Origin of the sequence: Hydrogenophaga sp., assembly GCF_048549895.1 — a bacterium.
GTDB lineage: Bacteria > Pseudomonadota > Gammaproteobacteria > Burkholderiales > Burkholderiaceae_C > Hydrogenophaga.
Window position 1 is genome coordinate 1 of the sequence record NZ_JBLYYB010000080.1, and the last position, 26,811, is coordinate 26,811.

At 64.5% G+C, this 26,811-nt stretch carries 29 protein-coding genes and 2 pseudogenes; 17 read left to right on the forward strand and 14 right to left on the reverse strand.

From position 1 onward, the window contains the following. Together ACN4F8_RS08955 and ACN4F8_RS08960 are read left to right on the forward strand one after the other, a co-directional pair. Nucleotides 1–475 (forward strand): Cache 3/Cache 2 fusion domain-containing protein (locus ACN4F8_RS08955; RefSeq protein WP_419473260.1); only part of this gene is annotated, 475 nt, incomplete at its 5' end. A gap of 13 nt (nucleotides 476–488) precedes the next feature. Beyond that, on the forward strand, nucleotides 489–2,078 hold the full coding sequence (locus ACN4F8_RS08960) for a methyl-accepting chemotaxis protein (protein ID WP_419473261.1): 1,590 nt from the start codon (nucleotides 489–491) through the stop codon (nucleotides 2,076–2,078). 13 nt (nucleotides 2,079–2,091) lie between these two features. Here ACN4F8_RS08960 and ACN4F8_RS08965 read toward each other — a convergent pair whose 3' ends face one another. Further along, the gene (locus ACN4F8_RS08965; RefSeq protein ID WP_419473287.1) at nucleotides 2,092–3,006 is read right to left on the reverse strand and encodes a LysR family transcriptional regulator; all 915 of its coding nucleotides are present in this window, start codon (nucleotides 3,004–3,006) and stop codon (nucleotides 2,092–2,094) included. A 130-nt stretch (nucleotides 3,007–3,136) separates the two neighbouring features. Between ACN4F8_RS08965 and gcl the strand changes: the two genes are divergently transcribed. From gcl to ACN4F8_RS08985, 4 genes are all read left to right on the forward strand, one after another. After that, nucleotides 3,137–4,927, forward strand: coding sequence for a glyoxylate carboligase (gene gcl, locus ACN4F8_RS08970; RefSeq protein WP_419473262.1), 1,791 nt, complete (start codon nucleotides 3,137–3,139; stop codon nucleotides 4,925–4,927). A 13-nt stretch (nucleotides 4,928–4,940) separates the two neighbouring features. After that, nucleotides 4,941–5,738 (forward strand): hydroxypyruvate isomerase, encoded by a 798-nt coding sequence (gene hyi, locus ACN4F8_RS08975; RefSeq protein WP_419473263.1) that lies wholly within the window; start codon nucleotides 4,941–4,943, stop codon nucleotides 5,736–5,738. A gap of 19 nt (nucleotides 5,739–5,757) precedes the next feature. Then, on the forward strand, nucleotides 5,758–6,666 hold the full coding sequence (gene glxR, locus ACN4F8_RS08980; RefSeq protein WP_419473264.1) for a 2-hydroxy-3-oxopropionate reductase: 909 nt from the start codon (nucleotides 5,758–5,760) through the stop codon (nucleotides 6,664–6,666). A gap of 71 nt (nucleotides 6,667–6,737) precedes the next feature. After that, the gene (locus ACN4F8_RS08985) at nucleotides 6,738–8,063 is read left to right on the forward strand and encodes a glycerate kinase type-2 family protein (RefSeq protein ID WP_419473265.1); all 1,326 of its coding nucleotides are present in this window, start codon (nucleotides 6,738–6,740) and stop codon (nucleotides 8,061–8,063) included. A 160-nt stretch (nucleotides 8,064–8,223) separates the two neighbouring features. Here the strand turns inward: ACN4F8_RS08985 and ACN4F8_RS08990 are convergent, their stop codons facing one another. Beyond that, a complete protein-coding gene (locus tag ACN4F8_RS08990) occupies nucleotides 8,224–8,547 on the reverse strand; it encodes a CopG family antitoxin (RefSeq protein WP_419473266.1) in 324 nt (107 codons plus the stop codon). Continuing rightward, nucleotides 8,544–8,846, reverse strand: coding sequence for an ADP-ribosyl-(dinitrogen reductase) hydrolase (locus ACN4F8_RS08995; RefSeq protein WP_419473267.1), 303 nt, complete (start codon nucleotides 8,844–8,846; stop codon nucleotides 8,544–8,546). Before ACN4F8_RS08995 ends, ACN4F8_RS08990 begins: the two co-directional genes overlap by 4 nt. 346 nt (nucleotides 8,847–9,192) lie before the next feature. Between ACN4F8_RS08995 and ACN4F8_RS09000 the strand changes: the two genes are divergently transcribed. Genes ACN4F8_RS09000 through ACN4F8_RS09015 form a run of 4 tightly spaced genes read left to right on the forward strand, consistent with a single transcriptional unit; the run spans nucleotide 9,193 to nucleotide 12,836 of the window. Then, complete coding sequence (locus ACN4F8_RS09000; RefSeq protein ID WP_419473268.1) at nucleotides 9,193–9,861, forward strand: DUF3348 family protein; 669 nt, start codon at nucleotides 9,193–9,195, stop codon at nucleotides 9,859–9,861. Then, nucleotides 9,858–11,660, forward strand: a complete 1,803-nt coding sequence (locus ACN4F8_RS09005) for a hypothetical protein (RefSeq protein WP_419473269.1) — start codon at nucleotides 9,858–9,860, stop codon at nucleotides 11,658–11,660. Before ACN4F8_RS09000 ends, ACN4F8_RS09005 begins: the two co-directional genes overlap by 4 nt. After that, on the forward strand, nucleotides 11,660–12,334 hold the full coding sequence (locus tag ACN4F8_RS09010; protein ID WP_419473270.1) for an OmpA family protein: 675 nt from the start codon (nucleotides 11,660–11,662) through the stop codon (nucleotides 12,332–12,334). Before ACN4F8_RS09005 ends, ACN4F8_RS09010 begins: the two co-directional genes overlap by 1 nt. Continuing rightward, on the forward strand, nucleotides 12,327–12,836 hold the full coding sequence (locus ACN4F8_RS09015; protein WP_419473271.1) for a DUF2894 domain-containing protein: 510 nt from the start codon (nucleotides 12,327–12,329) through the stop codon (nucleotides 12,834–12,836). Before ACN4F8_RS09010 ends, ACN4F8_RS09015 begins: the two co-directional genes overlap by 8 nt. 15 nt (nucleotides 12,837–12,851) lie before the next feature. On the opposite strand, the gene ACN4F8_RS09020 is transcribed toward ACN4F8_RS09015, so the two are convergent. The 3 genes from ACN4F8_RS09020 to ACN4F8_RS09030 form a co-directional block, all read right to left on the reverse strand. Continuing rightward, nucleotides 12,852–13,934, reverse strand: coding sequence for a TRAP transporter substrate-binding protein (locus ACN4F8_RS09020; protein WP_419473272.1), 1,083 nt, complete (start codon nucleotides 13,932–13,934; stop codon nucleotides 12,852–12,854). Between the two features lie 136 nt (nucleotides 13,935–14,070). Then, nucleotides 14,071–14,832: an ABC transporter permease gene (locus tag ACN4F8_RS09025; RefSeq protein ID WP_419473273.1), complete on the reverse strand. Its 762-nt coding sequence runs from the start codon at nucleotides 14,830–14,832 to the stop codon at nucleotides 14,071–14,073. A 5-nt stretch (nucleotides 14,833–14,837) separates the two neighbouring features. After that, nucleotides 14,838–15,803, reverse strand: coding sequence for an ABC transporter ATP-binding protein (locus tag ACN4F8_RS09030; RefSeq protein WP_419473274.1), 966 nt, complete (start codon nucleotides 15,801–15,803; stop codon nucleotides 14,838–14,840). Between the two features lie 70 nt (nucleotides 15,804–15,873). On the opposite strand from ACN4F8_RS09030, the gene ACN4F8_RS09035 reads away from it, so the two are divergent. After that, nucleotides 15,874–16,968 (forward strand): PA0069 family radical SAM protein, encoded by a 1,095-nt coding sequence (locus ACN4F8_RS09035; RefSeq protein WP_419473275.1) that lies wholly within the window; start codon nucleotides 15,874–15,876, stop codon nucleotides 16,966–16,968. On the opposite strand, the gene ACN4F8_RS09040 is transcribed toward ACN4F8_RS09035, so the two are convergent. The 3 genes and pseudogenes from ACN4F8_RS09040 to ybaL all read right to left on the reverse strand — a co-directional run bounded on the left by ACN4F8_RS09040 (nucleotide 16,928) and on the right by ybaL (nucleotide 19,119). Beyond that, nucleotides 16,928–17,101, reverse strand: a complete 174-nt coding sequence (locus ACN4F8_RS09040; RefSeq protein ID WP_419473288.1) for an oxidoreductase-like domain-containing protein — start codon at nucleotides 17,099–17,101, stop codon at nucleotides 16,928–16,930. The two genes, ACN4F8_RS09035 and ACN4F8_RS09040, sit on opposite strands and share 41 nt — an antisense overlap. A gap of 93 nt (nucleotides 17,102–17,194) precedes the next feature. Next, nucleotides 17,195–17,416 (reverse strand): annotated as a pseudogene (locus ACN4F8_RS09045) (DUF1653 domain-containing protein); the annotation flags it as partial. Between the two features lie 8 nt (nucleotides 17,417–17,424). Next, on the reverse strand, nucleotides 17,425–19,119 hold the full coding sequence (gene ybaL / locus ACN4F8_RS09050; RefSeq protein ID WP_419473276.1) for a YbaL family putative K(+) efflux transporter: 1,695 nt from the start codon (nucleotides 19,117–19,119) through the stop codon (nucleotides 17,425–17,427). A gap of 174 nt (nucleotides 19,120–19,293) precedes the next feature. On the opposite strand from ybaL, the gene ACN4F8_RS09055 reads away from it, so the two are divergent. Beyond that, on the forward strand, nucleotides 19,294–20,562 hold the full coding sequence (locus ACN4F8_RS09055; RefSeq protein ID WP_419473277.1) for an amidohydrolase family protein: 1,269 nt from the start codon (nucleotides 19,294–19,296) through the stop codon (nucleotides 20,560–20,562). Between the two features lie 4 nt (nucleotides 20,563–20,566). Continuing rightward, on the forward strand, nucleotides 20,567–20,755 hold the full coding sequence (locus ACN4F8_RS09060; RefSeq protein ID WP_419473278.1) for a hypothetical protein: 189 nt from the start codon (nucleotides 20,567–20,569) through the stop codon (nucleotides 20,753–20,755). Nucleotides 20,756–20,769: 14 nt separating this feature from the next. Here ACN4F8_RS09060 and ACN4F8_RS09065 read toward each other — a convergent pair whose 3' ends face one another. Next, nucleotides 20,770–21,162 carry a VOC family protein gene (locus ACN4F8_RS09065; protein WP_419473279.1) on the reverse strand — a complete coding sequence of 131 codons (393 nt, stop codon included), beginning with the start codon at nucleotides 21,160–21,162 and terminating at the stop codon, nucleotides 20,770–20,772. A gap of 257 nt (nucleotides 21,163–21,419) precedes the next feature. On the opposite strand from ACN4F8_RS09065, the gene ACN4F8_RS09070 reads away from it, so the two are divergent. Together ACN4F8_RS09070 and ACN4F8_RS09075 are read left to right on the forward strand one after the other, a co-directional pair. Then, nucleotides 21,420–21,542, forward strand: a complete 123-nt coding sequence (locus ACN4F8_RS09070; protein WP_419473280.1) for a YHYH domain-containing protein — start codon at nucleotides 21,420–21,422, stop codon at nucleotides 21,540–21,542. 40 nt (nucleotides 21,543–21,582) lie between these two features. After that, nucleotides 21,583–22,851 carry a M48 family metallopeptidase gene (locus tag ACN4F8_RS09075; RefSeq protein ID WP_419473281.1) on the forward strand — a complete coding sequence of 423 codons (1,269 nt, stop codon included), beginning with the start codon at nucleotides 21,583–21,585 and terminating at the stop codon, nucleotides 22,849–22,851. Nucleotides 22,852–23,191: 340 nt separating this feature from the next. Here the strand turns inward: ACN4F8_RS09075 and ACN4F8_RS09080 are convergent, their stop codons facing one another. From ACN4F8_RS09080 to ACN4F8_RS09095, 4 genes are read right to left on the reverse strand one after another with little or no spacing between them, the layout of a single operon-like run. Beyond that, nucleotides 23,192–23,626, reverse strand: a complete 435-nt coding sequence (locus ACN4F8_RS09080; RefSeq protein ID WP_419473282.1) for a DUF6527 family protein — start codon at nucleotides 23,624–23,626, stop codon at nucleotides 23,192–23,194. After that, the gene (locus tag ACN4F8_RS09085; RefSeq protein ID WP_419473283.1) at nucleotides 23,626–24,795 is read right to left on the reverse strand and encodes a ThiF family adenylyltransferase; all 1,170 of its coding nucleotides are present in this window, start codon (nucleotides 24,793–24,795) and stop codon (nucleotides 23,626–23,628) included. Before ACN4F8_RS09085 ends, ACN4F8_RS09080 begins: the two co-directional genes overlap by 1 nt. Next, nucleotides 24,770–25,039 carry a multiubiquitin domain-containing protein gene (locus ACN4F8_RS09090; RefSeq protein WP_419473284.1) on the reverse strand — a complete coding sequence of 90 codons (270 nt, stop codon included), beginning with the start codon at nucleotides 25,037–25,039 and terminating at the stop codon, nucleotides 24,770–24,772. Before ACN4F8_RS09090 ends, ACN4F8_RS09085 begins: the two co-directional genes overlap by 26 nt. A 26-nt stretch (nucleotides 25,040–25,065) precedes the next feature. Beyond that, a complete protein-coding gene (locus ACN4F8_RS09095) occupies nucleotides 25,066–25,326 on the reverse strand; it encodes a DUF2188 domain-containing protein (RefSeq protein WP_419473285.1) in 261 nt (86 codons plus the stop codon). 86 nt (nucleotides 25,327–25,412) lie between these two features. Here ACN4F8_RS09095 and ACN4F8_RS09100 point away from each other — a divergent pair, with 86 nt between their 5' ends. Together ACN4F8_RS09100 and ACN4F8_RS09105 are read left to right on the forward strand one after the other, a co-directional pair. Continuing rightward, a complete protein-coding gene (locus tag ACN4F8_RS09100; protein ID WP_419473286.1) occupies nucleotides 25,413–26,480 on the forward strand; it encodes a helix-turn-helix domain-containing protein in 1,068 nt (355 codons plus the stop codon). 6 nt (nucleotides 26,481–26,486) lie between these two features. Beyond that, nucleotides 26,487–26,811 (forward strand): annotated as a pseudogene (locus ACN4F8_RS09105) (hypothetical protein); the annotation flags it as partial.

Below are 26,811 nucleotides of genomic sequence, written 5' to 3' on the forward strand. Positions count from 1 at the left end.
CGCCCTCATGCTGGCCACGCTGGCCGTCTCTGCCTCCTTCGCCCACGCCAACGACCCCAAGGCCACCATCGCCGACCTCGACGGTCGCCTGAGCAAGATCGGCACACCGCGCGTCGAAGGCACCGACACCGTCGCCGGCAAGGCCGTGCCCGCCCTGTTTTTTGGCGAGCGCAAGATCAACAACAACTTCGACGTGGTCGACGGCATCCGCAAGAGCCACCAGGCCACCGCCACCGTCTTCGTGAAAGAAGGCGACGAGTTCGTTCGCGTCAGCACCAACGTGCTCACGCCCGAAGGCAAGCGCGGCGTGGGCACCCAGCTCGCCCGCAACGCCGCTTACGAATCCGTGAGCAAGGGCCAGCAGTTCTGCGGCCCCATCGACGTGCTCGGCACCGCCTTTGACGCCTGCTACAACCCCATCAAGGACGCAGGCGGCAAGGTGATCGGCGCCAGCTACATCGGTCACAAGAAGTGATGGCGGTGGCGCGATGAAAAAACTTCCCCATCCCTTTGGCTGGCTCCGTCGTCTGACGGTGGGTCAGCAGCTCTTCGGCGCGTTTGCGTCCATCCTGGTGTTGACGGCCGCTCTCGGTGCCACCGCTCTGGTGGGTCTGAAGAGCGTGGATGGTGAAGCCATCGCGTTGTCCCAGAAATGGCTCAAGGGCGTGGGCGCCCTGTCGGACGCCCGCGCGCTGGCGGTGGAGTACCGCGAGTTCGAGATCAAGCACAGCCGCACCGACGACACCAGTTACCACGCCGAGTACGAAGACAAGATGAAGGAGGCCGGCAAGTCGCTGCAGGCCCTGTTTGCCGGCTACCAGGGGCGCGTGTCGGGTGACGAAGAGACGGCACTGAACACCAAGCTGTCCACCGCGTGGACCGCCTACCTGCAGGCCAACGAAAAGGTCATCAAGCTCGGGCGCGACAAGCAGCAGGTGGACGCCGCCGACATTGCCGACGGCCTCTCCAGCATGGCATTTGACGAGGTGATCTCGGCGCTGAACGGCTTGATCCAGTTCAACTACGACGGCGGCGAAACTTCCGCCCAGCACGTGACCACGGTGTACGACCAGGCTCGCTTTGCCGTGACGGGCCTGCTGGGCCTGTCGCTGGTGATCGGTATCGGCCTGGCGCTGATGATCACCCGCAACATGCTGCGCCAGCTCGGCGGCGAGCCGCGCATCGCTGTGAGCATTGCCCGGGCCGTCGCCGAAGGTGACCTGACCACACCGATCCACCTCGGAAAAGGCGACACCGACAGCCTGCTCGCCTGGTTGCAGACCATGCAGCAAGGTCTGTCCAAGGCCGTGACCGATGTGCGCCGCAGCTCTGATTACGTGTCACACGCCAGCAGCGAGATCGCCTTGGGCAACCAGGACCTCTCGGCCCGCACCGAACAGCAGGCCAGTGAACTGGAAGAGACCGCCGCCACCATGGAGCAACTGGGCACCACCGTGCGCCACAACGCCGACAACGCACGCCAGGCCAGCCAGCTGGCCCAGAGCGCGTCCAGCGTGGCGGTGCAGGGCGGTGAAGTGGTGGGCCGCGTGGTGCAGACCATGAAGGGCATCAACGAGAGCAGCCGCAAGATCAGCGACATCATCGGGGTCATTGACGGCATTGCGTTTCAGACCAACATCCTCGCGCTCAACGCGGCGGTGGAAGCGGCACGCGCGGGTGAACAAGGCCGTGGTTTCGCGGTGGTGGCCGGCGAAGTGCGCAACCTCGCGCAGCGCAGTGCCGAGGCCGCCAAGGAAATCAAGGGCCTGATCGGCGCCAGCGTGGCCCGGGTCGAACAAGGCTCTGCTCTTGTGGACCAGGCTGGGACCACCATGCAGGAAGTGGTGGCCTCGATCCGCCGCGTGAGCGACATCGTGGGCGAGATCAGCGCGGCGAGTTCCGAGCAGAGTTCGGGCGTGGCGCAGGTTGGCCAGGCCATCACCCGCATGGACCAGGGCACGCAGCAGAACGCCGCGCTGGTCGAAGAGAGCGCCGCAGCGGCCGACAGCCTCAAGCAGCAGGCTCAGCAGCTGGTGGCGTCGGTGGCGGTGTTCAAGACCGGTGTGGCACGCGCCTGAATCCGCAGCACGCTCAAGGTGCGTCACGCAGCCAGTAGCCGGGCTTGGCGTAGATCTTTTTCAGGTGCTCGATGAAGAAGCGCACCTTGGCCGGCAGGTGCCGCTGCTTCGGGTACACCGCCAGGATGTCGTATTCGGGCAAGGCGAATTCGTCGAGCACCGTCACGAGTTCGCCGCGCTGCAACTGCAGCTGAATTTCCCAGGTGCTGCGCCAGCCCAGGCCCAGGCCTTCGCTCACCCAGCGGTGCAGCAGCTCGCCGTCGTTGCAGTCCAGGTTGCCTTCGGCGCGCACGGTCACGGTCTTGCCGTCCTGCAAAAAGTACCAGCCGCGCTGCTGCCCGCCTTGCAGGTTGAAGGCCAGGCAGTTGTGCGCTTTCAGATCGTCCAGCGTTTTGGGCTTGCCGTGCTTGCGAAAGTAGGCGGGCGTGCCGCACACCACACGCTGGTTGGTCGACAGCTTGATGGCCACGAAGTTGGGGTCGATCACATTGCCGATGCGCAGGGCCATGTCGTAACCCTCGCGCACCAGGTCCACCACGCGGTCGGTCAGGTTGAACGAGATGCGCAGTTGCGGGTTGGCCTTGAGGAAGGCGCTGGCGTGGGGCGCCACGTGCATGCGCCCGAAAGCGGCCGGGGCCGACACCACCAGGTGACCGCTGGCGCTGTGGCGCTGTGAGGAAACGGTGGCTTCGGCGCTGGCCCATTGCGCCAGCAGGCCGCGGCATTCATCGAGGAACGTGGCCCCCTGTTCGGTGAGCACCAGACGGCGGGTCGAGCGGTGCATGAGCTGCGTGCCCAGGCGTTTTTCCAGCGCGTCGATGCGCCGGCCCATCATCACCGGCGTGATGCCCGCGTGCAGCGCGGCCGCGGCCAGGCTGCCGTGTTCCATCACCTGCACGAAGGCCTCGATTTCCTTGAAACGGTCCATGGGCCCATGGTAGTCCTGAATGGTCGATTCCATACCTGGGGTACCGAATCAACGTACAGCCAGTGGCATTCTCAAAACCAGTCGGGCTCCCTAGCATCGGTCCCAGTTCACCAACCCACTGGAGACAGACATGCCGAAGATGAAAGCCGCGATGGCCGCCGTGCTCGTGATGGAGAAGGAGGGGATCACCCAGGCCTTCGGTGTGCCGGGTGCAGCCATCAACCCGCTCTACGCCCAACTGCGCGAGCGCCAGACGATTGCCCATGTGCTGGCGCGCCATGTGGAGGGTGCGTCGCACATGGCCGAGGGTTACACCCGGGCCAAGGCGGGCAACATCGGCGTGTGCATCGGCACCAGCGGCCCGGCCGGCACCGACATGATCACCGGCCTGTACTCGGCCATCGCCGACAGCATTCCCATCTTGTGCATCACCGGCCAGGCGCCGCGTGCACGCATGTACAAGGAAGACTTCCAGGCGGTGGACATCGAAGCCATCAGCAAGCCGGTGACCAAATGGAGCGTGACGGTGCGCGAGCCCGCGCTGGTGCCGCGCGCCTTCCAGCAGGCCTTTCACCTCATGCGCTCGGGCCGCCCGGGCCCGGTCTTGATCGACCTGCCGATCGATGTGCAGATGGCGGAGATCGAGTTCGACATCGATACCTACGAACCGCTGCCGGTGTACAAACCCGCGGCCACACGCAAGCAGGTGGAGAAGGCGCTGGACATGCTGGCTGCGTCCAGCAAACCGCTCATCGTGGCCGGTGGCGGCATCATCAACGCCGACGCGTCCGCGCTGCTGGTGGAGCTGGCCGAACTCACCGGTGTGCCGGTGATTCCCACCCTCATGGCCTGGGGCAGCATCCCCGACGACCACCCGCTCATGGCCGGCATGTGCGGCCTGCAGACCAGCCACCGCTACGGCAACGCCACCATGCTGGCGAGCGACTTCGTGCTGGGCATCGGCAACCGCTGGGCCAACCGCCACACGGGTTCGATCGAGGTCTACACCCAGGGTCGCACATTCGTGCACGTGGACATTGAACCGACCCAGATCGGACGCGTGTTCAACCCCGACCTGGGCATCGTGTCGGACGCAAAAATCGCGCTCGAACTCTTCGTGCAGGTGGCGCGCGAACGCAAGGCCGCCGGTGCCTTGAAGGACTACGCCACTTGGGCCGCCCGCTGCGCCGAGCGCAAGAAACTCATGCAGCGCAAGACCCACTTCGACAACATGCCGATCAAGCCGCAGCGCGTGTACGAAGAGATGAACGCCGCCTTCGGCCGCGAAACGGTCTACGTGTCTACCATCGGCCTTTCACAAATCGCCGGTGCGCAGTTCCTGCACGTGTACGGCCCGCGCCAGTGGATCAACTGCGGTCAGGCCGGTCCGCTGGGCTGGACGATCCCCGCCGCGCTGGGCGTGGTGGCGGCCGACCCCACCAAAACCGTGGTCGGCCTTTCGGGCGACTACGACTTCCAGTTCCTGGTCGAAGAGCTGGCCGTGGGTGCCCAGTTCCGCCTGCCCTATGTTCAGGTGCTGGTGAACAACAGCTACCTCGGCCTCATTCGGCAGGCGCAGCGCGGTTTCGAGATGGACTACTGCGTGCAACTCGCTTTCGACAACCAGAACGTGGACGACCCGGCGCTCAAGGGCTACGGCGTGGACCATCAAGCGGTGGTGGAGGGCCTGGGTTGCAAGTCGCTGCGGGTGACCGACCCGGCGAAGATCCAGGCCGCGCTGCGCGAAGCGCAGGTGATGGCGCGTCAGTTCAGCGTGCCGGTGGTGGTGGAGGTGATCCTGGAGAAGGTGACCAACATCGCCATGGGCACCGAGATCAACGCCATCAACGAGTTTGAAGACATCGAGTGCCTGCACCCCGAGGGTCGCGAAGGGCTGGTGGCTGCAGGCCTGCTGGAATAACAAGGAAACACACGTGCCCCGTTTTGCCGCCAACCTCTCCATGCTCTGGAACGAGCTGCCGTTCCTCGACCGCTTTGCCGCCGCTTCCAAAGCCGGGTTCCAGGCGGTCGAGTTCCTGTTTCCCTATGACTTTCCCGCGGAAGAGATCGCCAACCGATTGAAGGACAACCACCTCGAACTGGTGCTGCACAATCTGCCACCGGGCGACTGGGCTGCAGGCGAGCGCGGCATGGCCTGCATTCCGGGACGTGAAGACGAGTTCCGCGCCGGGGTGGCCAGGGCCGCCAGCTACGCGCCGGTGATCGGTGTGCAGCGATGGCATTGCATGGCGGGTCTGGTGCCCGCCGGCGTGAGCGAGGCGCAGGCCCGCGCCACCTGGGTGGGCAATGTGCGCCACGCCGCAGCAGAGGCCAAGAAACTCGGCATCCCGCTGCTGATCGAGCCCATCAACCGCTTCGACATGCCGGGCTACTTCGTCAACCGCCCGCGCCAGGCCATCGAACTGATGGACGAGGTGGGTTCGGACAACGTGTTCCTGCAGTACGACATCTACCACGCACAGCGCATGGAAGGCGAGCTGGCCAACACCATCCGGGAACTGCTGCCGCGCATTGCCCACATGCAACTGGCCGACACACCCGGCCGCCACGAGCCCGGCACCGGCGAGATCGACCACCGTTTCCTGTTCAAGCACATCGACGCGTTGGGCTACGCCGGCTGGATCGGCTGCGAATACAAGCCGAAAGATGCAACGCCTGGTGGCACCGACCGCGGCCTGGGCTGGATCGCCGCCCATGGCCAATCACTTTGAAAAAACAACAGAGACACACATGACCAGAGACGGACTCAAAGTCGGCTTCATCGGCCTGGGCACCATGGGCACGCCCATGGCACTCAACCTGCTCAAGGCGGGGCACAGCCTGTTTGTGAGCAGCCGCAGCAAGGTGCCCGAAGCGTTTGCCGAGCAGGGCGCAACCATCTGCACCAACGCCACCGAGGTGGCGAAACGCGCCGACATCGTCATCACCATGGTGCCCGACACGCCGCACGTGGAGGATGTGCTGTTTGGCGAACACGGCGTGTCCAAAGGCCTGCAGGCCGGCAAGGTGGTGGTGGACATGAGCTCCATCAGCCCCATGGCCACCAAGCAGTTTGCGCAGAAGATCAACGCGCTGGGCTGCGAGTACCTGGACGCGCCGGTCAGCGGCGGCGAAGTGGGCGCCAAGGCCGCCAGCCTCACCATCATGGTGGGTGGATCGCAGGACACGTTTGACCGCGTGAAGCCGCTGTTCGAAGCCATGGGCAAGAACATCACCCTGGTGGGCGGCAACGGCGACGGCCAGACCACCAAGGTGGCCAACCAGATCATCGTGGCGCTCAACATCGAGGCCGTGGCCGAAGCCCTGCTGTTCGCCAGCAAGGCCGGCGCAGACCCGGCCAAGGTGCGCCAGGCGCTCATGGGCGGATTTGCCGCCAGCCGCATTCTTGAAGTGCACGGCGAACGCATGATCCAGCGCACCTTCAAGCCGGGCTTTCGCATCGAGCTGCACCAGAAGGATTTGAACCTCGCGCTGCAGGGCGCGAAAGAGCTGGGCCTGAGCCTGCCGCACACGGCCAGCGCGGCGCAGCTGATGCAAAGCTGTGCCGCCCACGGCATGGCGGGGCTGGACCACTCGGCGCTGTGCCGCAGCCTGGAGCACATGGCCAACCACGCCATCGCGCCAGACCCGGCTGCCTGAAGTGCAGGCGCGCCTTCTCCCAGTCGCGGGAGAGGGTTGGGGTGAGGGCCGGCATTCTCTAAACTCACCCCATGCCCAACACAACCTCATCCCCCTCCGTCAACGACCCCCGCGCCTTGCTGCGCCACCTGTATGACGTGGCGGTGCAGCGCGCGCTGCCGCTGCACAACACGGCCGCCTTTTTGCCACCGCCACCCAAGGGCCGCACCGTGGTGATCGGCGCCGGCAAGGCCGGTGGTGCCATGGCCCAGGCGGTGGAAGCCCTGTGGCCAGCCGACGCGCCCATCTCCGGCCTGGTGGTCACGCGCTACGACCACACGCCGCCGCGCCCGGCGGGCTTGAAAAACCGCATCGAGGTGGTGGAAGCCTCGCACCCGGTGCCCGACGCCGCGGGCTTGGCCGCTGCGCAGCGCATCCTGCAGCTCACGCAAGGCCTCACCGCCGACGACCTGGTGCTTTGCCTCATCTCGGGCGGTGGCTCCTCGCTGCTCACGCTGCCGGCCGAAGGCCTCACGCTCGAAGACAAACAGCGCATCAACCGCGAGCTGCTCAACAGCGGCGCCAACATCCTGGAGATGAACACGGTGCGCAAGCACCTCTCGCGCATCAAGGGTGGGCGGCTGGCGGCCGGCTGCGCGCCTGCGCGCGTGGTCACCATCACCATCAGCGACGTGCCCGGTGACGACGTGAGCGTGATCGCCAGCGGCCCCACGGTGGCCGACGCCACGAGCTGTGCCGACGCGCTCGACATCCTGCAGCGCTACGGCATCGACGTGCCCACCGGCGTGCGCGCGCAGCTGGAGCGCGGCGAACTCGAAACACCCAAACCGGGTGATGCGCGCCTGCACGGCCACGAGGTGCACCTGATCGCCACGCCGCAGCAAAGCCTGGAAGCCGCTGCGGCCGCCGCGCGCGCGATCGGGCTCAACACCTATGTGCTCAGCGACGAGATCGAAGGCGAGTCGCGCGAGGTGGGCAAGGTGCACGCAGCACTCGCGCGCTCGGCGGCGCTGGGCCGCAGCGATTTCAAGACACCGTGCGTGATCCTCAGCGGCGGCGAGACCACCGTGACGGTGCGTCCGCGCGTCGAAGGCCAGGCCAAGGGCAAAGGCGGCCGGGCGGGGGAGTTCTGCCTGGGCATGGCCCAAGCCTTGAACGGTATCTCACAGGTGTGGGCGCTCGCCGCCGACACCGACGGCATCGACGGCATGGAAGACAACGCCGGTGCGCTCGTCACGCCCGATACCCTGGCCCGCGCCGCCGCGCAGGGGCTCAAGGTGACCGACCACCTCGCGCGCAACGACGCTTACGGCTATTTCCAGCCGCTGGGTGACCTGGTGGTCACCGGGCCCACGCACACCAACGTGAACGACTTCCGCGCCGTGCTGGTGCTCTGAGGCCAGGGCGCCCCGGGTCGTTAGTGGCTGCCCAACCTCAGTTTGGAAGTGACCGGAGATGGGCAGCGTCAGTGGAGCATGCGACACATCGTGATGATGTCTGAAACGATGGGTCAATAAAAAACCCGCCGAAGCGGGTTTTGTGAGCGTGACAAGCGGATCAGGCGGCTTTCCGCAACTCTTCAATCCTGGCCCCGGCTTGCTCGGCTTTCAGATTTTGTTCTGCGACGATCTCTCTCATGCCTTCAGGCACGAACCGTTGCAGGATGTCTCGCATGAGGGGCTGGTAGCCGATGCCGTGATGGCTTGCGATCAGCTTGTATGTTTCGATGAGCTGGCGTGGCAGCCGGATGGATATGGACTGTAGTCCAAGCGATTCCTCCAGTGCTGTAGCGTGCTCCGCGCCGGCCACCTTCGCGTGAGCCGGATCTGCGCCGAGTTCACGGCTTTCCCAAGCTTCATCGGTGCCTGCGATTCGTTTCATGTGGTTCTCCATTGGGGTAAGTGACTTGAGTAGATGAGCATCTCGGCCTCATTGGGCTCGTAGCAAGTGCGAAGCTGGACTGTACTGCCACGCTGTATATACGCAACTTTGAGCAGCCGATTCTTGTTTGTTCGGCTGATAAACCATAGCGTCGGCGGATCTGATTTGTGCTCTTCTCGGTCATCAATCAAGAGCGGGCCGTCAATATTTTCGAAGCATTGCTCGACTTCACGTACCGTGACATCATGCTTGTCCCGAAGCTTATCGAGTGTTTTCGGCGAGACCTTGAGATTTTTCATCGGAAGTGCATTGTATATACAGAGCTATCGGGGAGTGGTGTAGTCCCCTTGAAGTTCTGATCGTAAGTGGGCTCTTCGCACGATGTTCTGCCATTGCCCATCATGTTTACTGGGTTTGTACCCAGTGAGTTGGTCCTAAAAAACGTTGTAGCCGGCCTCCGATCAGGCTGAACCACTCACCCCGGGCTGGCGGTTACAAGTCGGCCCGGCGGATCGTTTCTAATGTCGCCTTGGCCACCGGATGTCCGGTCTGGCCACCGCTGACGGGCGTGCACGCCCCACCAAGTCGGCAACCCACCCTGTTCTTGATGCCGATTGCGCCTGTGGGGCGCCAAGGAATGCTTTTTTGCGCAGCAACTTCAACCGCTCAGCTCTGGTGCGCCAGCTCGCCGGCTGGCAGGCCGCGCCCGCGGACGTGCCGCGGCAAGATCTTGCCGAGCGCCTGGGCCAGTGGTTCAACGTGGCCGATGCCATTGCGCTGAGTTCGCTCCACCAGGCCATGCCCGCCGTGGCGCGCGCCCGGCGCCCGGCGGTGCCGGCCAGCGCCCGCGCTGTGCAGGCCGAGCTGCAGCGCGTGCGCACCACGCTGAGCCAGGCCATCACCAGCCCACCGCTGGCGCCGGGCGATGAGGGCACCGACGACACCGACGCCGGCTTTGCACCGCACCACCAGCGTTGCCTGGAGCAGCAGCGCCGCATGGACATGAGCATTGAAGCGCTGCGCGGCCACGTGCGAAAGATCTTGTCGCAGACCTCTGCGCGTCTGGCGCAGTTGGCCGCGCTGGACGCTGTGCTGGAGCCCATGCTGGGCGGGCGCGAACAGCGGCTGCTGGCGACCGTGCCCAGCTTTCTCAAAGCGCGCTTTGCACAGCTGCGCCAATCCCACCCCGGCGGCTGGCAGCCGCTGTTTGAACACGAGCTGCAGCAGACCCTGCTGGCCGAACTGGACCTGCGGTTGCAGCCCGTGGCCGGCATGGTTGAAGCCCTGAGCCAGGAAGTGAAACAACACCCATGAGTCCCCACACCGTGAACCGCCTTTGTGTGACCCTTGCCTTTGCCCTCGGCCTCATGGCCGTGGTCTGGGTCGGCTGGGGCTTTGTCGGCACCAGCGCCATCGCGCTGACCATGACCCTGGCCATCGGCGCCGTCTACCTGCTGGGCGCGCAGGAGATCCGGCGCTACTCAGCGGCCACGGCCGCGCTGGCGCTGGCGCTGGCCGAGGTGCCGCAACCGCTCGCGCAGCTGAGCGACTGGCTCGGCCGCGTGCCGCCCGCGCTGCAAGGCCCCGTGCGTGCGCGCATCGAGGGTGAGCGAAGCGCCTTGCCCGGCCTGGCGCTCACGCCGTACCTGATCGGCCTGCTGGTGATGCTGGGCATGCTCGGCACCTTCCTGGGGCTGGTGGTCACCTTCCGCGGCGCCGTGTTCACGCTGGAAGGCACTGCCGATCTGCAGGCCATCCGCTCCGCATTGGCCGAACCCATCAAGGGCCTGGGCCTGGCGTTCGGCACCTCGGTGGTGGGCGTGGCCACCTCGGCCATGCTCGGCCTCATGTCGGCCATCAGCCGGCGCGAACGCCTGGGCTCGGTGCGCCAGCTCGACGCGCAGGTGTCCACCGTGTTCCGCCCGTTCTCGCTCGCGCACCAGCGCAATGAAACCTTCAAGGCGCTGCAGCAGCAGGCCGGCGCACTGCCGGCGGTGGTGAACCAGCTGCAGGCCTTGATGGAACAGATGGAGCGTCGCGGGCAACAGCTGGACGAGCAGTTGCTCGCACGCCAGGACGCGTTCCACCGCGAAGCTGGCGCAAGCTACCAGGCGCTGGGCCAGTCGGTGGCGCGGTCGTTGAACGAGAGCCTCGCGACCAGTGCACGCATCGCGGGAGAGACGCTGCAGCCGGTGGTGGAGAACGCCATGACCGCCATCGCAGCCGAATCCACCCGCCTGCACGAGCGCGTGTTCGAGGCCGTGCGCAGCCAGACCCATGACATGGTCACCGGGATGCAAGACACCCTCGGCCGTGCGCGGGCCGAGCAGGTCGCGGTGGAAGAGACGCGGTTGGAAGCCTGGACCCAGGCCTTGCAGGCCATGGCCGCCACCCTGCAAGCCGAGTGGCAACAACTGGGCGCGCAGACCCTGGCGCAGCAGCGGGCCGTGGGCCAGACGCTGGAGCAGACAGCCACCCGCTGGCGCGACGAACTGGCGGCCCTGCGCAGCGAAGAGGCCACACGCGCCGAGGCGGCGGTGCAGCGCCTGCTGGAAACCGCCGCCGAAGCGCCCAAGGCCGCCGCCGAGGTGATCGCGCAGCTGCGCCGCGAGACCACGCAGCTCGGCGAGCGCGACAAGCTCGCGCTGCAGGAGCGCGCCACGCTCATGAACAACATCGGCAGCCTGCTGCAGACCGTGCAGCAGGCCACGGGCGAGCAGCGCGCGGCCATCGAGTCGCTGGTGTCCTCTGCCGGCAGCGTGCTGGACCAGGTGGGCCGCCAGTTCGCCGAGACCGTGGGCGCGCAGGCCCACCGCGCTGACGATGTGGCCGCGCAGGTCAGCGGCAGCGCCATCGAACTGGCCGCGCTGGGCGAGGCCTTTGGCCACGGCGTGCAGCTCTTTGCCGCCACCAACGACAAGCTCATCAGCAGCCTGCAGCGCATTGAAGCGGCGGTGGGCCAGTCGATGCAGCGCAGCGACGAGCAACTGGCCTACTGCGTGGCGCAGGCGCGCGAGGTGATTGACCTGAGCATCAGCTCGCAGCAAGGCATCGTCGAAGATCTGCGCCGACTGCGCAGTGACCTGAAGCGCACGGCGGAGAGCGCCGCGTGATGACCGGGCTGGACAGGGTCGTGGACGACAGCATCGACGATGGCGCAGGCGAACAGAGCGCGCCGGTCTGGGCCGTGTTCGGCGACCTCATGGCCGGTCTGGTGGGCGCCTTCGTGCTCATCCTCATCGGCGTGCTGGTGGTGCAGATGGACCTGGTGGCGAGCCTGCAGTCGGAGGTGCAGAAGCGCCAGCAAGAAGAGGCCCGCCGCATGGCGCTGGAGAAGGCGCTGGCCATTCCGCTGCAGACCGGCCGCGTCACGCTGGACAACGGGCGCATCGGCATCAGCGGCAGCGTGTTGTTTCCATTGAACTCCGACGAGCTGCGGCCCGAAGGCCGCCAAGTCCTCAAGAGCCTGGTGCCACCGCTGCAGGTGTACCTGGGCGAGCGCGACGAGATGCTGATGGTCAGCGGCTTCACCGACGACCGCCCGGTGCAGGCCAACAACCAGCGCTACACCGACAACCTCGAACTCTCGGCACAGCGCGCGCTCACCGTGACCCGCGCCCTGATCGATGAAGGCATGCCGCCGCAGCGTGTGTTCAGCGCGGCTTTTGGCGCTGAACAGCCCGTGGCCTCCAATGCCGACGAAAAGGGCCGCGCGCTCAACCGCCGGGTGGAGATGGCGCCCGTGCCGAAAGCGGCCAGCGCCGCGAAAGCGACCTCGCGTGAGTGATCCGGTGCGAGACCGTGTGCGGGACCACTACGCGCAGGCCCTGCGCCGGCGCATGCAGGCCGCGCCCGAGGCGGTGCAGCGTGTGCTGCAAGGCCGCCTGCAACGCGCCATGGCCGAGCCAGCCGACGCCGCTGCACCCGCAGCGCCGGTGGCTCCATCGAAGAAAGCCATCTCCCCACTGGCCCAGCTCAACCAGAGCCTGGCCGCCACCACACAGGCCAGCCCCGATCTCAAGAGCGCACTGCGCTTCCAAGAGACCTGGTCGCGCATCTGCGCCGAAGACGACGTGACCGAGGCCGTGCAGCGTGGTCCGGAGAACGCAGGCCCGCTCAATTCGCACATGCTCGTGCTGCGCACCCTGGGGCTCATGCGCGACCTCTCGCCCGACTACCTGCGGCGCTTCATGACCCACGCCGACACGCTGTTGTGGCTGGAGCAGGTCCGGCCCAAGGAACCTGCAGGCAAAACAAAGCCCGCCAAGGCGGGCCGTGTGAAGCGCTGAGGGCCAGCGGCCAGGTCAGATCTTGGCGGTGGTGATGAAGCTGTCGTAGCGCCATTCGGAGAAGCGGCTCCACAGGACCTGGTCGCGCTGGAAGGCGCGCATGTCCTGGTGGATCTTCTTGAACTCGGGCGACTTGGCTTCATGCGTGGCGAACACTTCCATCGCGGCCTTGAAGCCGGCGTCCATCACGTCCTTGGTGAAAGGCTTGAGCTTGGTGCCACTGCCCACCAGGCGCTTGAGCGCCACCGGGTTCAGGGCGTCGTACTTGGCGGTCATGTCGCGCGCAGCCACGGCACCAGCGGCACGGATGATGGCCTTGTTCTCGGGCGACAGGGTGTCGAAGGCCTTCTTGTTGATGAAGAACTCCAGCTCGGCGCCACCTTCCCACCAGCCCGGGTAGTAATAGAACGGCGCGACCTTGTTGAAGCCCAGGCGCTCGTCGTCGGCCGGGCCAACGAACTCGGTGGCGTCCAGCGTGCCTTTTTCCAGCGCCTGGTACACCTCACCGGCGGGCATGTTCTGCGCCACCACGCCCAGCTTGGCCATGGTCTCGCCGAACAGGCCGCCGCCCAGGCGCATCTTCAGGCCCTTGAGGTCGGCCACGCTCTTGATCTCCTTGCGGTACCAGCCACCCATCTGGGTGCCGGTGTTGCCGGAGCTCATCGAGACGATGTTGAACTTGCCGTAGAACTCGTCCATCAGCTTGCGGCCGTTGCCGTGTTCCATCCAGGCGTCCATGTGGCGTGCGGTCAGGCCGAAGGGCACAGCGCAGCCGAACGCGAAGATGGGGTCCTTGCCGGTGAAGTAGTAAGGCGCGGTCTGCGCCATCTCGATGGTGTTGTCCTGGATGGCGTCAACCACACCGAAGGCGGGGACGATGTCGCCCGCAGCGTGCACAGAGATTTCGAACTTGCCGCCCGAGAGAGCCTTGACGGTCTCGGAGAATTTTTCGGCGGAGCCGAAGATGGTGGGCAGCGACTTGGGGAAGCTGCTGGCCAGGCGCCAGCGCACGGCGGCCTGCGCGTGCACGGCGGGGGCGATACCGGTGGTCAGGACGCCGGCGATGCCAGCGTTCTTGATCATTGAACGACGATCCATTGAACTTGTCTCCAGAGGGAAGGTGGCAGTGAACAGGCATGGGACTCCCATGCCCTGGGGGGTGTCAAGTGTGCCATTTCCTGAAATGCGGCCGACTCGCACCGGTGCCCGGTGCGACACCGGTCGATGGCCGTGATCAGCGCCGGATCTTGCGCCCCGTCTTGAACACCCACCACACCACCGCCAGACACACGGTCATGAACGCCAGCGTCATGCCGGTGCTCACGGCAATGTGCACGTCGGCCACGCCGTAGAAGGCCCAGCGCAGGCCGCTGATGAGGTAGACCACGGGGTTGAACAGCGACACCGTTTGCCACACCGGCGGCAGCATGTTGATGCTGTAGAACGCGCCACCCAGAAAGGTGAGCGGTGTGATCACCAGCAGCGGGATCACCTGCAGTTTCTGGAAACTGTCGGCCCACAGGCCGATGATGAAACCGAACAGGCAGAAGGTGATGGCGGTGAGGATGAGGAAGCCCACCATCCACACCGGGTGCGCCACCTCGTACGGCACGAACACGCGCGCGGTCAACAAGATGAGCAGGCCCAGCGTGAGGCTCTTGGTGGCGGCGGCGCCCACATAGCCCAGCAGCACCTCGACCCAGTTCACCGGCGCGCTCAGCAGCTCGTAGATGGTGCCGGACCACTTGGGCATGTAGATGCCGAAGGCCGCGTTGGAGATGCTTTCGCTCAGCAGCGAGAGCATGAGCAGGCCGGGGATGATGTAGGCGCCGTAGCTCACGCCGTCGATGTCGCCCATGCGCGAACCGATGGCCGAGCCGAAGACGATGAAGTACAGCGAGGTGCTGAGCACCGGCGCCATGATGCTTTGCGCCCAGGTGCGCAGGGCGCGGTTCATTTCGAACTGGTAAATCGCCCTGACTGCGTGAATGTTCAAACCCATCATGCTGCCACCCCTTTCTTTTCATGAACGAGGCTGACGAAGATGTCCTCCAAAGAGCTTTCGCTGGAGCGCAAATCCTTGAAGTGGATGTTGTTGTCGGCCAGCGCGCGCAGCAGCTCGGCGATGCCGGTGTCGTCCTTCTGCGCGTCAAAGGTGTAGGTGAGGGCGTGGCCAGCTTCGGTGATCTCCAGCGCCCACGGCGCCAGGGGCTCGGGCAGTTGGGTGATGGTGTGCTGCAGCGTGAGCGTGAGCTGCTTCTTGCCCAGCTTGCGCATGAGCACGTGTTTGTCTTCCACCAGGATCAGCTCGCCCTGGCGGATCACGCCGATGCGGTCGGCCATGTCTTCGGCCTCTTCGATGTAGTGCGTGGTGAGGATGATGGTGGTGCCCGCTTCGCGCAGCGCCCGCACCATGCGCCACATGTCGTGCCGCAGCTCCACGTCCACCCCCGCGCTGGGCTCGTCCAGAAACAAAATCTTGGGCTCGTGCGAGAGTGCCTTGGCGATCAGCACGCGGCGCTTCATGCCGCCGGAGAGTGCCATGATCTTGCTGTCCTTCTTGTCCCAGAGCGAGAGGTCCTTGAGGATCTTCTCGATGTAGGCCGGGTCGGGTGCCTTGCCGAAGAGGCCGCGGCTGAAGCTCACCGTGGCCCACACGGTTTCAAACGAATCGGTGTGCAGTTCCTGCGGCACCAGGCCGATGGCCTCACGCGCCTTGCGGTAGTCGCGCACGGTGTCATGGCCATCGGCCACCACCGTGCCTGCGCTGGCGTTGACCATGCCGCAAATGATGCTGATCAGCGTGGTCTTGCCGGCGCCGTTGGGGCCGAGCAGGGCCAGGATTTCGCCGCGTCGGATGTCGAGGTCGACCCGCTTGAGCGCCTGGAAGCCGCCCGCGTAGGTTTTGCTGACGCCGCGCACGGAAACGATGGCCGCAGCAACGGGCGTTGCAGGGGGTGAGGTCATGGGAGGTCCACGCAAGGTGGCTGAAAAAAGAAGCGGATTCTAGGCTGTATCTGTGTACAGTGTTCGCTCCATGTCCACTGCCCACATTCCCCTGCAGGCCATCAAGGGCCGCGGTCTGGCCCAGCACCAGCCGCACCGCTTCGAGCGCGACGCCCGCGAGGCCTTCGACGACGGCTGGGGCGCACTCGACGACGCCGTGCAGGCCCGCGACGAGGCGCCGCCGCCGGCCACCGAGGTGAGCTTTGAAGACGCCAAAAGCGCCATCACCCACAACGACTCGCCCGACATCGGCTTTCGCCTGGGCCTCAACCCGTACCGGGGTTGTGAGCACGGCTGCGTTTACTGCTACGCACGACCCAGCCACAGCTACCTCAACCTCTCGCCGGGCATCGATTTCGAAACGAAGCTGATCGCCAAACGCAACATCGCGCAGGTGCTGCAGCGCGAACTGGCCAGCCCGCGCCATGTGCCCGAGCTGCTCGCCATCGGCACCGTGACCGACGCCTACCAACCCGTTGAGCGCGAACTGCGCCTCATGCGCGGTGTGTTGCAGGTGTTGAGCGACACCCGCCACCCGCTGGCCATCGTCACCAAGGGCAGCGGGGTGGAACGCGACATCGACCTGCTCGCGCCCATGGCCGCGCAGGGCCTGGCGGCGGTGTACGTGACCATCACCTCGCTCGACGCGAAGCTCACCCGCCTGCTGGAGCCGCGCGCTGCCGCGCCGCACCGCCGGCTGCGCACCATCCGCACGCTGACCGACGCCGGCATTCCGGTGGGTGTGAGCGTGGCGCCGCAGATCCCGTTCATCAACGACGACATGGAGCAGGTGCTGGAGGCCGCGCATGAGGCCGGTGCCCGGCGCGCCTTCTACACCGTGCTGCGCCTGCCGCACGAGTTGAGCCCCATGTTTCGCCAGTGGCTGGAGCTGCATTACCCGGACCGCGCCGCGCGCGTGATGGCCCGCGTGCAGGAGATGCGCGGCGGGCGCGACTACAACGCCGACTTTGCGCAGCGCATGAAAGGCAGCGGCGTGTGGGCCGACCTGATCCGCCAGCGGTTCGAGAAAACCTGCGACCGCCTGGGCTACGCGCGCGAACGTGAACCGCTCAAAACCACGCTGTTCAGGCCGGCGAGCCTGCAGGGGCAGCAGTCGCTGTTCTGATCAAACCCAGCGCGTCCGCACGCCAGTGGTGCAGGGCCTCGTAAAAACCTTCCCACACACAGCCGTTGCAGCCGCGCCCGCAGCAGGTGTCGGGCTCGGGTGGCGGCGGGCGCAAGGCCGCATCCAGGTGCATGCCCTGGCGCTGCGCCAGACCGCGCAGGTGGGCCACCAGGGCCTGGGCCGTGGGCAGGTCTGTCAGTGGCACACCGGCCGGGTCGTGGCGCACAAAGCGGGCTTGTGTGCGGCCTTCGAACTCGCCAGTTTCGCCAAACATGGCGGCCGGCCGCACCCACTGGCCCCAGCCGCCGTAGAGCGCGCGGTACAGCGTCATGCCTTGCAGGGTCTCGCTGCAGCGCACGGTGTCCAGCACCTCGTACCAGCCGCCCTTGTAGTGGCGGTACAGGCCGGGCGGGGTGGCGTTGAGCGCGGGCAGGTCGTGGTCGGTCATCGGGGGTGTCAGCGTTTGAACTGCAGCAGCACATGCGCCGCCATGCCGCGCGCCAGCTCGGTGTCGCCCAGGAACACGGTGCCCAGGCTTTCACGTTTCAGCAGCTCGGCCTCTTCTTCGTTGTGCGTGCGCAGGATCACGTCGATCTCGGGGTTGAGCGTGCGCGCAATCTCCACCATCTTGCGCACGCCCATGGTGTCGGGGATGGTGATCACGAGTACGGCCGCGCGCGCAATGTGCGCCTGGATCAGCACCTCGGGTGTGGACGCATCGCCGCTCACCGCCGCAATGCCGTCCTTGCGCAGCGCGTCCACGATCTCGCGGTTTTCTTCGGCCACCACAAAGGGAATGCCTTGCTCACGCAAGGTCTGCGCGATGCGCTCGCCCACGCGGCCATGGCCCACCAGCACCACCTGTTTCGCCAGCAGCGACGCGTGGGTGGACGCGGGCAACTCGGCCAGCGGGTCGTCGCGCGCTTCGAGCTTGCGGGCGTAGGCCGAGCGCTCGCGTATCCAGGCCTGCAGCGGCTCCACCGCCGAGAACAGCGCTGAGTTGGCCGCAATCGAAATGAGCGCACCCGCCAGCACCAGGCTCTGGCCCTCCACCGGCATCAGGTTCAGCGCCACACCCAGGCCGGCCAGGATGAAGGAGAACTCACCGATCTGCGCCAGGCTCACGCCCACGGTGAGCGCGGTGTTCAGCGGGTAGCGGAACAGCAGCACCAGCGCCACCGCCGCCACGGTCTTGCCCAGCATGATGATGGCCACCACCGCGAGCAACTTGAAGGGCTGGTTCCACACCACGGAAGGGTCGAACAGCATGCCCACCGACACGAAGAACAGCACCGCGAAGGCATCGCGCAGCGGCAAGGACTCGTCCGCCGCGCGGTGCGCAAACTCGGACTCGCGCATCATCATGCCGGCGAAGAAAGCACCCAGCGCAAACGACACGTCGAACAGCTTGCCCGCGCCAAAGGCCACGCCCACCGCCACCGCCACCACGCTCAAGGTGAACAACTCCTGCGAGCCGGTGCGCGCCACCCACCACAGCGCCTTGGGCAGCAGCCGGCGCCCCACCACCAGCATGAGCACGATGAAGGCCGTGACCTTGGCCAGCGTGATGCCCACCGCCTGCCAGATGTCGCTGCCCTGGGTGGAGGCCACACCGTCGGCCGGGGCGATCACGCCGGCCAGCGCCGGCAGCAACACCAGCACCATCACCATCACCAGGTCTTCCACCACCAGCCAGCCCACCGCGATCTGACCGTTGATGGACTTGAGCAGGCCCTTGGCCTCCAGCGCGCGCAGCAGCACCACCGTGCTCGCCACCGACAGGCACAAACCAAACACCAGCGAGCCCGCCAGGCTCCAGCCCCAGAAGTGAGAGACGCCGATGCCCAGCAAGGTGGCCACGGCGATCTGCACGATGGCGCCCGGCACGGCGATGCGGCGCACCGCCATGAGGTCGCTGATCGAGAAGTGCAGACCCACGCCGAACATCAGCAGCATCACGCCGATCTCGGCCAGCTGGCTGGCCAGCCCCACGTCGGCCACGAAACCCGGGGTGGCCGGGCTGATGACGATCCCCGCGAGCAGATAACCCACCAGGGGCGGCATGCGCAGGCGCACCGCGATGTACCCGAAGACCATCGCCAGGCCGAACCCGGCTGCGATGGTGGCGATCAGGCTGACGTCGTGCGGCATCGGCGGAGCCTTTCTGTGGTGGGGTGGTGGGTGGTGCTTCCTCCGGTGGTGACCACCGATGTTGCGTTCGATTATGGAGGGCGTGCGCGTGGTGTCTGCATGGGCACCTGCCGAATCCCTGCACGCGGCTTATCCTCAAGGCCTCATGCAACCCGACCGCCAAGGCGACCCCCCATGCTCGACCTGCTGATCACCCACGCCACCTTGCCCGATGGCCGCACCGACATGGGCGTGGCGGTGCAAGGCGGTCGCATCACCGAGGTGTCCGAAGGCCTGCAGGCGCCCGCGCATGAAACCGTGGACGCGCAGGGCCAGTTGCTCACCCCGCCGTTCTGCGACCCGCACTTTCACATGGACGCCACGCTCAGCTACGGCCTGCCGCGCTTGAACCAAAGCGGCACGCTGCTCGAAGGCATTGCCCTGTGGGGCGAGCTCAAGCCGCTGCTGACCGAAGAAGCGCTGGTGGAGCGCGCGCTCGCCTACGGCGACTGGGCCGTGGCCAAGGGCCTGCTCGCGATTCGCAGCCACGTGGACACCAGCGACGCCAGCCTGCTGCCGGTGCGCGCCATGCTGCAAGCCAGGCACCTCATGGCGCCCTACCTCGACGTGCAACTCGTCGCGTTTCCCCAAGACGGCGTATTGCGCTCACCCGGCGGGCTGAACAACCTGAAGCGCGCACTCGATCTGGGCGTGGACGTGGTTGGCGGCATTCCGCATTTCGAGCGCACGCAGAGCGAAGGCACCGCCAGCGTGAAGCTGCTGTGCGAACTGGCCGCCGAGCGCGGCCTGCCGGTGGACATGCACTGTGACGAAAGCGACGACCCGCTCTCGCGCCACATCGAGACCCTGGCCTTCGAAACACAACGCCTGGGCCTGCAGGGCCGCGTGAACGGCTCGCACCTCACCTCCATGCACAGCATGGACAACTACTACGTTTCCAAACTGATCCCGCTGATCGCCGAAGCCGGTGTGAGCGCGGTGGCCAACCCGCTGATCAACATCACGCTGCAAGGCCGGCACGACACCTACCCCAAGCGCCGCGGCATGACGCGCGTGCCCGAGCTCATGGCCGCCGGGGTGACCGTGGCCTTCGGCCACGACTGCGTGATGGACCCCTGGTACTCGCTGGGCAGCGGCGACATGCTGGAGGTGGCCCACATGGGCCTGCACGTGGCGCAGATGACCAGCCAGGCCGGCATGCGCCAGTGTTTTGAGGCTGTGACCACGAATGCAGCGAAGGTGATGGGGTTGCAGGGCTACGGCATCGCGCCAGGCTGTGACGCCAGCTTCGTGCTGCTGCAGGCGCGCGACCCGATCGACGCCATCCGCCTGCGCGCCACGCGCCTGAAGGTGTGGCGCAAGGGGCAACTGCTCTCAGAGACGGCCCCCACCACCGCGCGCCTGAGCTTGCCCGGCCGAAACCACACTGTGCCCAAGCACTGAACCCATGCAAAACAACAGCGACGACCGTTTCAAAACCGCCCTGCAGATCTTCGCCATCGTCTGCCTGCTCGGCCTGCTTTCAATGATCTTCCACAAGGCCTTCGTCGACATTTCGGTGGTCTGGCAGCAGCACTCGGGCGGTGATTTCTGGGTGGCGCTGGGGCGCTATCTGTTCCGCAACCTGGCGGGTTGAGGCGCCCCTGGGCCTCATGGCACGCGGTACAGCGCGCAGAGCTTGTTGCCGTCCGGGTCGCGCACATAGGCCAGGTGCATGCTGCCCGACGGGCCGCCACGCGGGCCGGGTGCGTCTTCAATCGACACGCCACCGTGCGCCACCGCCGTGTCGTGAAACGCCTGCAATTGCTCGGGTGACGAGCACTTGAACCCGATGGTGCCGCCGTTGGCAGGGCACGCCGCTTCGCCGTTGATGGGCTCGCTCACGCAGAACGAGGTGCCTTCGTGGCGAAAGAAGAGCCGCTTGTGGCCCGAGCCCGCCGTGTTCTCCACCGGCCCGCCCACGCCGAGCGTGCCGAGCACCGCGGTGTAGAAGGCCTTCGAGCGCTCCAGGTCGTTGGACCCCACCATCACATGACTGAACATCTTGTCTCCTTGCGGCAAAAAATTTTGCAGGCGGATGGTAGCGCTCGGTGAAGGGTTGAGTGGGCTGCAAGGCTGAAAGCGGCCTGTTGGCGCAGCCGCCGCTTTTACCAACCTACCCCAAATGGGGTAAGGCCCGTCAGCGCATTCCGCACCGATCTGAGCCGATGTCTGCCACACTGTTGTAACTGCTCGTAACTTAGGGCGCGTTGATCGGGTTGTTAGGTGCCCACGTATCCACCTTCACAAAGAAAGTCGACATGAAGTTGCTCATCGCTTGTTTGATCACCTTCGCCACCACGTTGGCCGTTGCCCATTCCGGAGGGACAAATTCCAACGGATGCCACAACGAAACGCGGACGGGGGGCTACCACTGCCATTGACGGCATCTGGTTCATTTGATTCAGGCCGATGGAGCGACCCATGCATGCACTCAACACCGCCTCCAGGGCAGCCTTTGATCTTGGGCCGAGGCGCCTGATGTTCTGGGCGATCCTGGGTCTTGCCGCACTGCTCGGTGGCTGTGCCACCAACACCATGACCGGTCGCATGCAGGCCAGTCTGGTCAGCGAAGCCAGTGTCTCCAGCCAGAGCATGAGCCAGTACTCGGCCATGGTCGGCGAGTACGACAAGAAGCAGAAGATCCTCACCAGCGGTCCTCTCAAGGATCGGGTGGACACCATCACCAACCGCCTCATCTCTCAAGCGGTGTTGTACCGGCCAGAGTCCGCCGCGTGGGACTGGCAGATCAACGTCATTGATGAGCCCAAAACCGTCAATGCCTTTGCCATGCCGGGTGGGCTCATGGGCTTCTATAGCGGCCTGGCCGAACAGCTGGGCGCCACCGATGACGAGATCGCGCAGGTCATGGGCCATGAAATCGGACACGCACTGGCTGGCCATGGAGCCGAGAAGCAGTCCGTGCGCATGATGGGAGAACTGGGCGCCATCTTGATGGCGGGCGTGACGGCCACCAGCGCCCAGGACTTTCAGAACAAGCACCAGACACTTTCACTGGGAGCCCTGGCCTTCATCGCCATGCCCAACAGCCGCACGGCCGAAACCGAGTCCGATCGCATCGGCATTGAGCTCGCGGCAAGAGCCGGCTACAGGCCCGAGGCCGCGGTGTCGCTGTGGACGAAGATGGCCGCCAAGAGCAGTGGCGCCCGTGGCAGCTTCCTCGCCACGCACCCCAGCCCTGACAACCGCATTCGCTACCTGTCGGAACTGCAGCAGCCCATGCTGCGTCTATACAACCTGTCGTTTGAAGCCGCGCCCAAGGACGCTTCAACCTTCGACTGGCTTCGCGGCCCGAAATCGCAAAGACCCAAGCCCGACCCCACCAAAGCCATCGCGCTGTATTCACCGCAATGGTTTGCCTTTGAGAGCGGGCTCACCGAGCTGAAGGGAAGCAACGTGCCTGTGTTCCTGATCAAGCAAGGGAGCTTGAAAGAACTGCACGCCAATCAGCGTTGGCGCGACCTCGCCGTCAGCGTCATGGACATCGACCACCAGTTTGACCTGACCTACTTCTACCTCAGCGAGGCCGCTCGCGGCCTGGGATTCCTGGAAGCGTCGAAGGTTTACGCCAGCAAGGCGCTGGAGACCGGTAAGGATGACTCGCGGTCCTGTGCCAAGCACATGGTTCTCAACTGTGGGGCGTTTGAGCCTGCGAAGCTGGCTTTGAACTGATGTTGATCGATCGACAAATGATCAACGCTCGAATAATTGCTATTTTTCGGAGCCGCCGAGTCGTTTCAGCGTTGCTTCTCGACAAGAAGTTTGGGACAGCTTAAGACTGCCCGCGTCACTGGGGACTGTCGACCCGAACGACAGTGACGGTCATCACCGGGCATTCGATGGCCAGCGCTCGTACGACCGCTGTGCCTCCAAGACCGGGTACTTGACGAGCTCTGGCCGCACACATGGAAAGGCAAGATCTAGTCCTTCAAAAGGATGTCGTCAATTCATGAGGTGCATTGACGTCTCGAACAGGGGTGTCCCCCCCCCTTGGGATCCGTTACAAGCGCGCTTACCAAAGCCGGCGTAGCCACGCAATGAAATTCGTTACCTGGGAAGAGGGCTGCGCCGTCTGCGCCTTGGGAGTGTCCACTCCGGATTCCCTCCGCGCTTGAAGTTCAACGGCGCGATGGTCGTTGGCCCGCACTCTCCTGATCTGTCCATCGGACATGGCACTCGCCCACCGAATCTTTCCAGAGGTAATCCAATAGTGCGACCGACACGGAAAGCCCCAGTTGCCGATGGATGGATGCAAAGACACGGTGTCACCGTGGTTGCTCAAGTGCCACTTCGCCGGGTTCAGTGGCGTCACGACCTCCATTCCGCAACCGCAGCAGCACAGGTGCGTCGCTGTTCGATACTTCTGCGAAATGTAAAGTCGGCCTTCTTCCAGGCGGGCGGGAATGAACTCGACGTATTCATGTTGAATCCGGTTCAGTCGCGACACTACATCCCCTCAGCCACGATGTCGTTAGCGCTGATCGAATAGCCGCTGCGGTAGTCGTGGCAACTGTCGGCATAGAAGCCCACGAGCTTTTTGAAACGAATCACCGCAAGCGAGGCGGCCAAGGCGTTTAGTTCGACGATCTGGATGTTCGTCGAGTACTCGTTTTCTCCCTCATTGCCATCAGCGAAGGAGATGTGAGGTCGTGCGTGATCCCTGGTCTGCGGCGTGCTCGTGACCACCCGAACGAGCCCTCTCAGTTGATCGTCATTTCGCAACACACCCATGCCCGTCTCAATGAACGGTGTTCCCATCTGTTCCAAAGCAGCGACGATCTCACGCTTGGCCTGGCTGGAGTCCATGGACAGGAACACGTAGTCGAACCCCTGGAGTTCGCTGGCGTTCGAGCCGTCCAGAAAGCGGGGATGGGCAACGACACCAGCACGCATCTCGCCGTACACGCGAGCCCAGTGCTGGACTTTCGAGCTATGGGCTCTCAAGTCTCCAATGGAAGCGGCGCCTGGCGCTCGGAACGCATTGTGTTGTTCAAAGACATCGCCATCGAAAAGGTGGATTTCAGCGATGCGTGTCTTGGCCAGGAAATCCAGAACATAGGCGCCCGTGCCGCCCAGCCCGACGATAGCCACGCGCAGCTGCGCGAGTCTTTCGTTGAGGGCGCCAACGTTCGCCCGGGCTGAAGCCGTGTCGATGTAGTTGAACAGGGACTCTTCCTCGCCCGCCAAATGCACCGGATGTGTCATCGCCGTCACGGACGGATCAATCAGTCGGGCTTCTCCACTGATGCGTTCGATGTACGTCGTCATCTTGTGGTGGTAGTCCCGGTAGTCGGCCTTGGCAGAGAACGTGAAATCGGCCTGAATTCCATCGCCGAGCGACTGAACTTGGCTTGGGTTCTCGATGGATGCCAATTTCACGCCGGTGCTCAAGCAGGGATGCTCCCCAGTCCAGTACGTGACATGGGTTCCTGGCGTCTTGGTCGCATCGTCCAGCAGCTCCAGGCTGGAGATCAATATTCCGCGCTTGATCTGTCGTTGAGCATTCACGTACGGAATGTCCTTTACAAGAAGGTATGCACCTTTGCACTCGATGTCGTACCCGTCTTGACGCAGCTTTTGAAGATCAGGGCTACGAGCGATTGGTTGGCGTGACATCGAATTCCATCCCGTCGTTGACCTTGACCGACTCTCCCGCTACCAAAGATCCCTTGGGCTTGCCAGAGTGGCCTTTGGTGTACTGGATTGTGAAGTCGACGCCATCCCCGGTCGGCGGGTTGTCGAACGACAGGGCGACGATTTCCGCAAAGGTCAAGAAGTCCTTTTCCACGACCTTTGCACGGCCGTTGAAGATGACGGCGACGTCCTTCTTGTCCGACGATCTGTTTGCTGCTTCACTCATGATGTTCTGGTCCTTTATTTGATGCTTTAGGTGCCCGCTGCAACAGGTTCAGCCGATTTGGAGTCCTTCGGCGGGCACGGATCGTTGCCGTAGGAGTCTCGGGTCCGGATGTGCCCGTCCAGCCCGTGGATCGAGAGTTCGCCTGGGCCTTGTCGGGCCATATCGCGCCCCGCCGGAATCGCCTGTGCCTGGGTGCCGAAGACGTGGCTTGCGCGTTGCCCGCCCTCACGCAGGGCGCCACACTTGGCGCCACGCCGAACGATGTGAACGTTGTTTCGATTTGTCATTCAGAGCCCCTATTTGGTTGACGGAGTGAAGTTTACAAAATATCATTCACGATGTCAACTTGTAAACCAAAGGATCGGAGAGCACCATGATCGGAAATAGGCTAAAAAGGTCTCGCGAAGCGCTGGGCTTGTCCCTGCGCGACCTTGAGGCCGTCATCCATGGGCAGGTGTCGGCACAAGCTATCGGCAAGTACGAACGTGATGAAATGATGCCCAGTTCCACGGTCCTGCTCGCGATGGCGAAGGCGCTTCGCGTCTCACCGGAATTCCTTCTCAGTGAGCGAGAGATCGAGCTTACGGGGGTGGACTTCCGCAAGGCACCACATGCTGGAGTGAAGGAAGAGCGGGCCGTCGAGGCTGCCATCCTTGATCAGGTCGAGCGCTATCTGGAACTGGAGGAACTGTTCCCTGGGCTTGACGGTGCGTGGCTTGCACCTGACGCTCCAGTGTTTGAAATCCATCGCATCGAAGATGCGGAACGGGCGGCCGATGCCCTACGCGAACTCTGGGCCCTAGGTATCGACCCGATCCCAATCATGGCCGAGATGCTGGAGGACAAGGGCGTCAAAGTGATCGCGCTGGACCTTCCCATTGCCGTTTCAGGCTCCAAAGCTTTCGTGACGCGACCAGAGCGTGGGGATGTGCCGGTCATCGTCGTCAATCAGCACCACAACGGCGAACGACAGCGGTTCACGTTGGCTCACGAACTCGCTCACCTTGTGTTGCGATTCAGTAGTCTGAGCGAGGCGGATCAAGAGAAGGCTGCGGATCGATTTGCTGGTGCATTTCTCATGGCGAAAGACATGGTGCTGCGACTGCTAGGCCAGCATCGCACGTCTATTTCATTGGGCGAACTGGCGGAGTTGAAGAAGATATTCAAGGTCAGCGTGGCCTCGTTGGTCGTGCGCTGCTCACAGTTGGGTGTGCTGACGAAGGCCGCCTACGGCAGGTTGTGGGCCCAGATTCGCGGACTCGGGTGGAACGGACCGGCTTCGACGGAGCCGTATTCGCTGCCCGCAGAAGTGCCATTGCGCATGGAGCGCATGTGCATGCGGGCCGTCGCCGAGGCCGTCATATCCGAAGCCAAAGCGGCGGAGCTTCTCAACATCAGTGTTCGAGAGCTTGATCGACGCCTAATGGGACACATCGCGTAGACCGCCATGATCATCCTGGTTTCCGACACATCCATACTGATCGACTTGGAACGGGGCGGACTGTTGGAGGGCGCCTTTTCCTGTGGATTGACAATGGTCGTTCCAGACCTCTTGTATGAGAGGGAGCTGGAGCCTGAGAACGGCCCGTTCTTGCGAAAACTTGGTCTTGGTGTGGTCGCATTGACCCCAGAGGAAGTGGCTTTTGCGCAGCAGCTTCGCGCTGACCGCAGGGCACTCTGGGCTTCCCCCAGTTTCCCGGACACATCCAATGACATGATGTGTTCAGGAGATAGGCATGACAAGAACCCGAAGGAGCTTCACGGACGAGTTC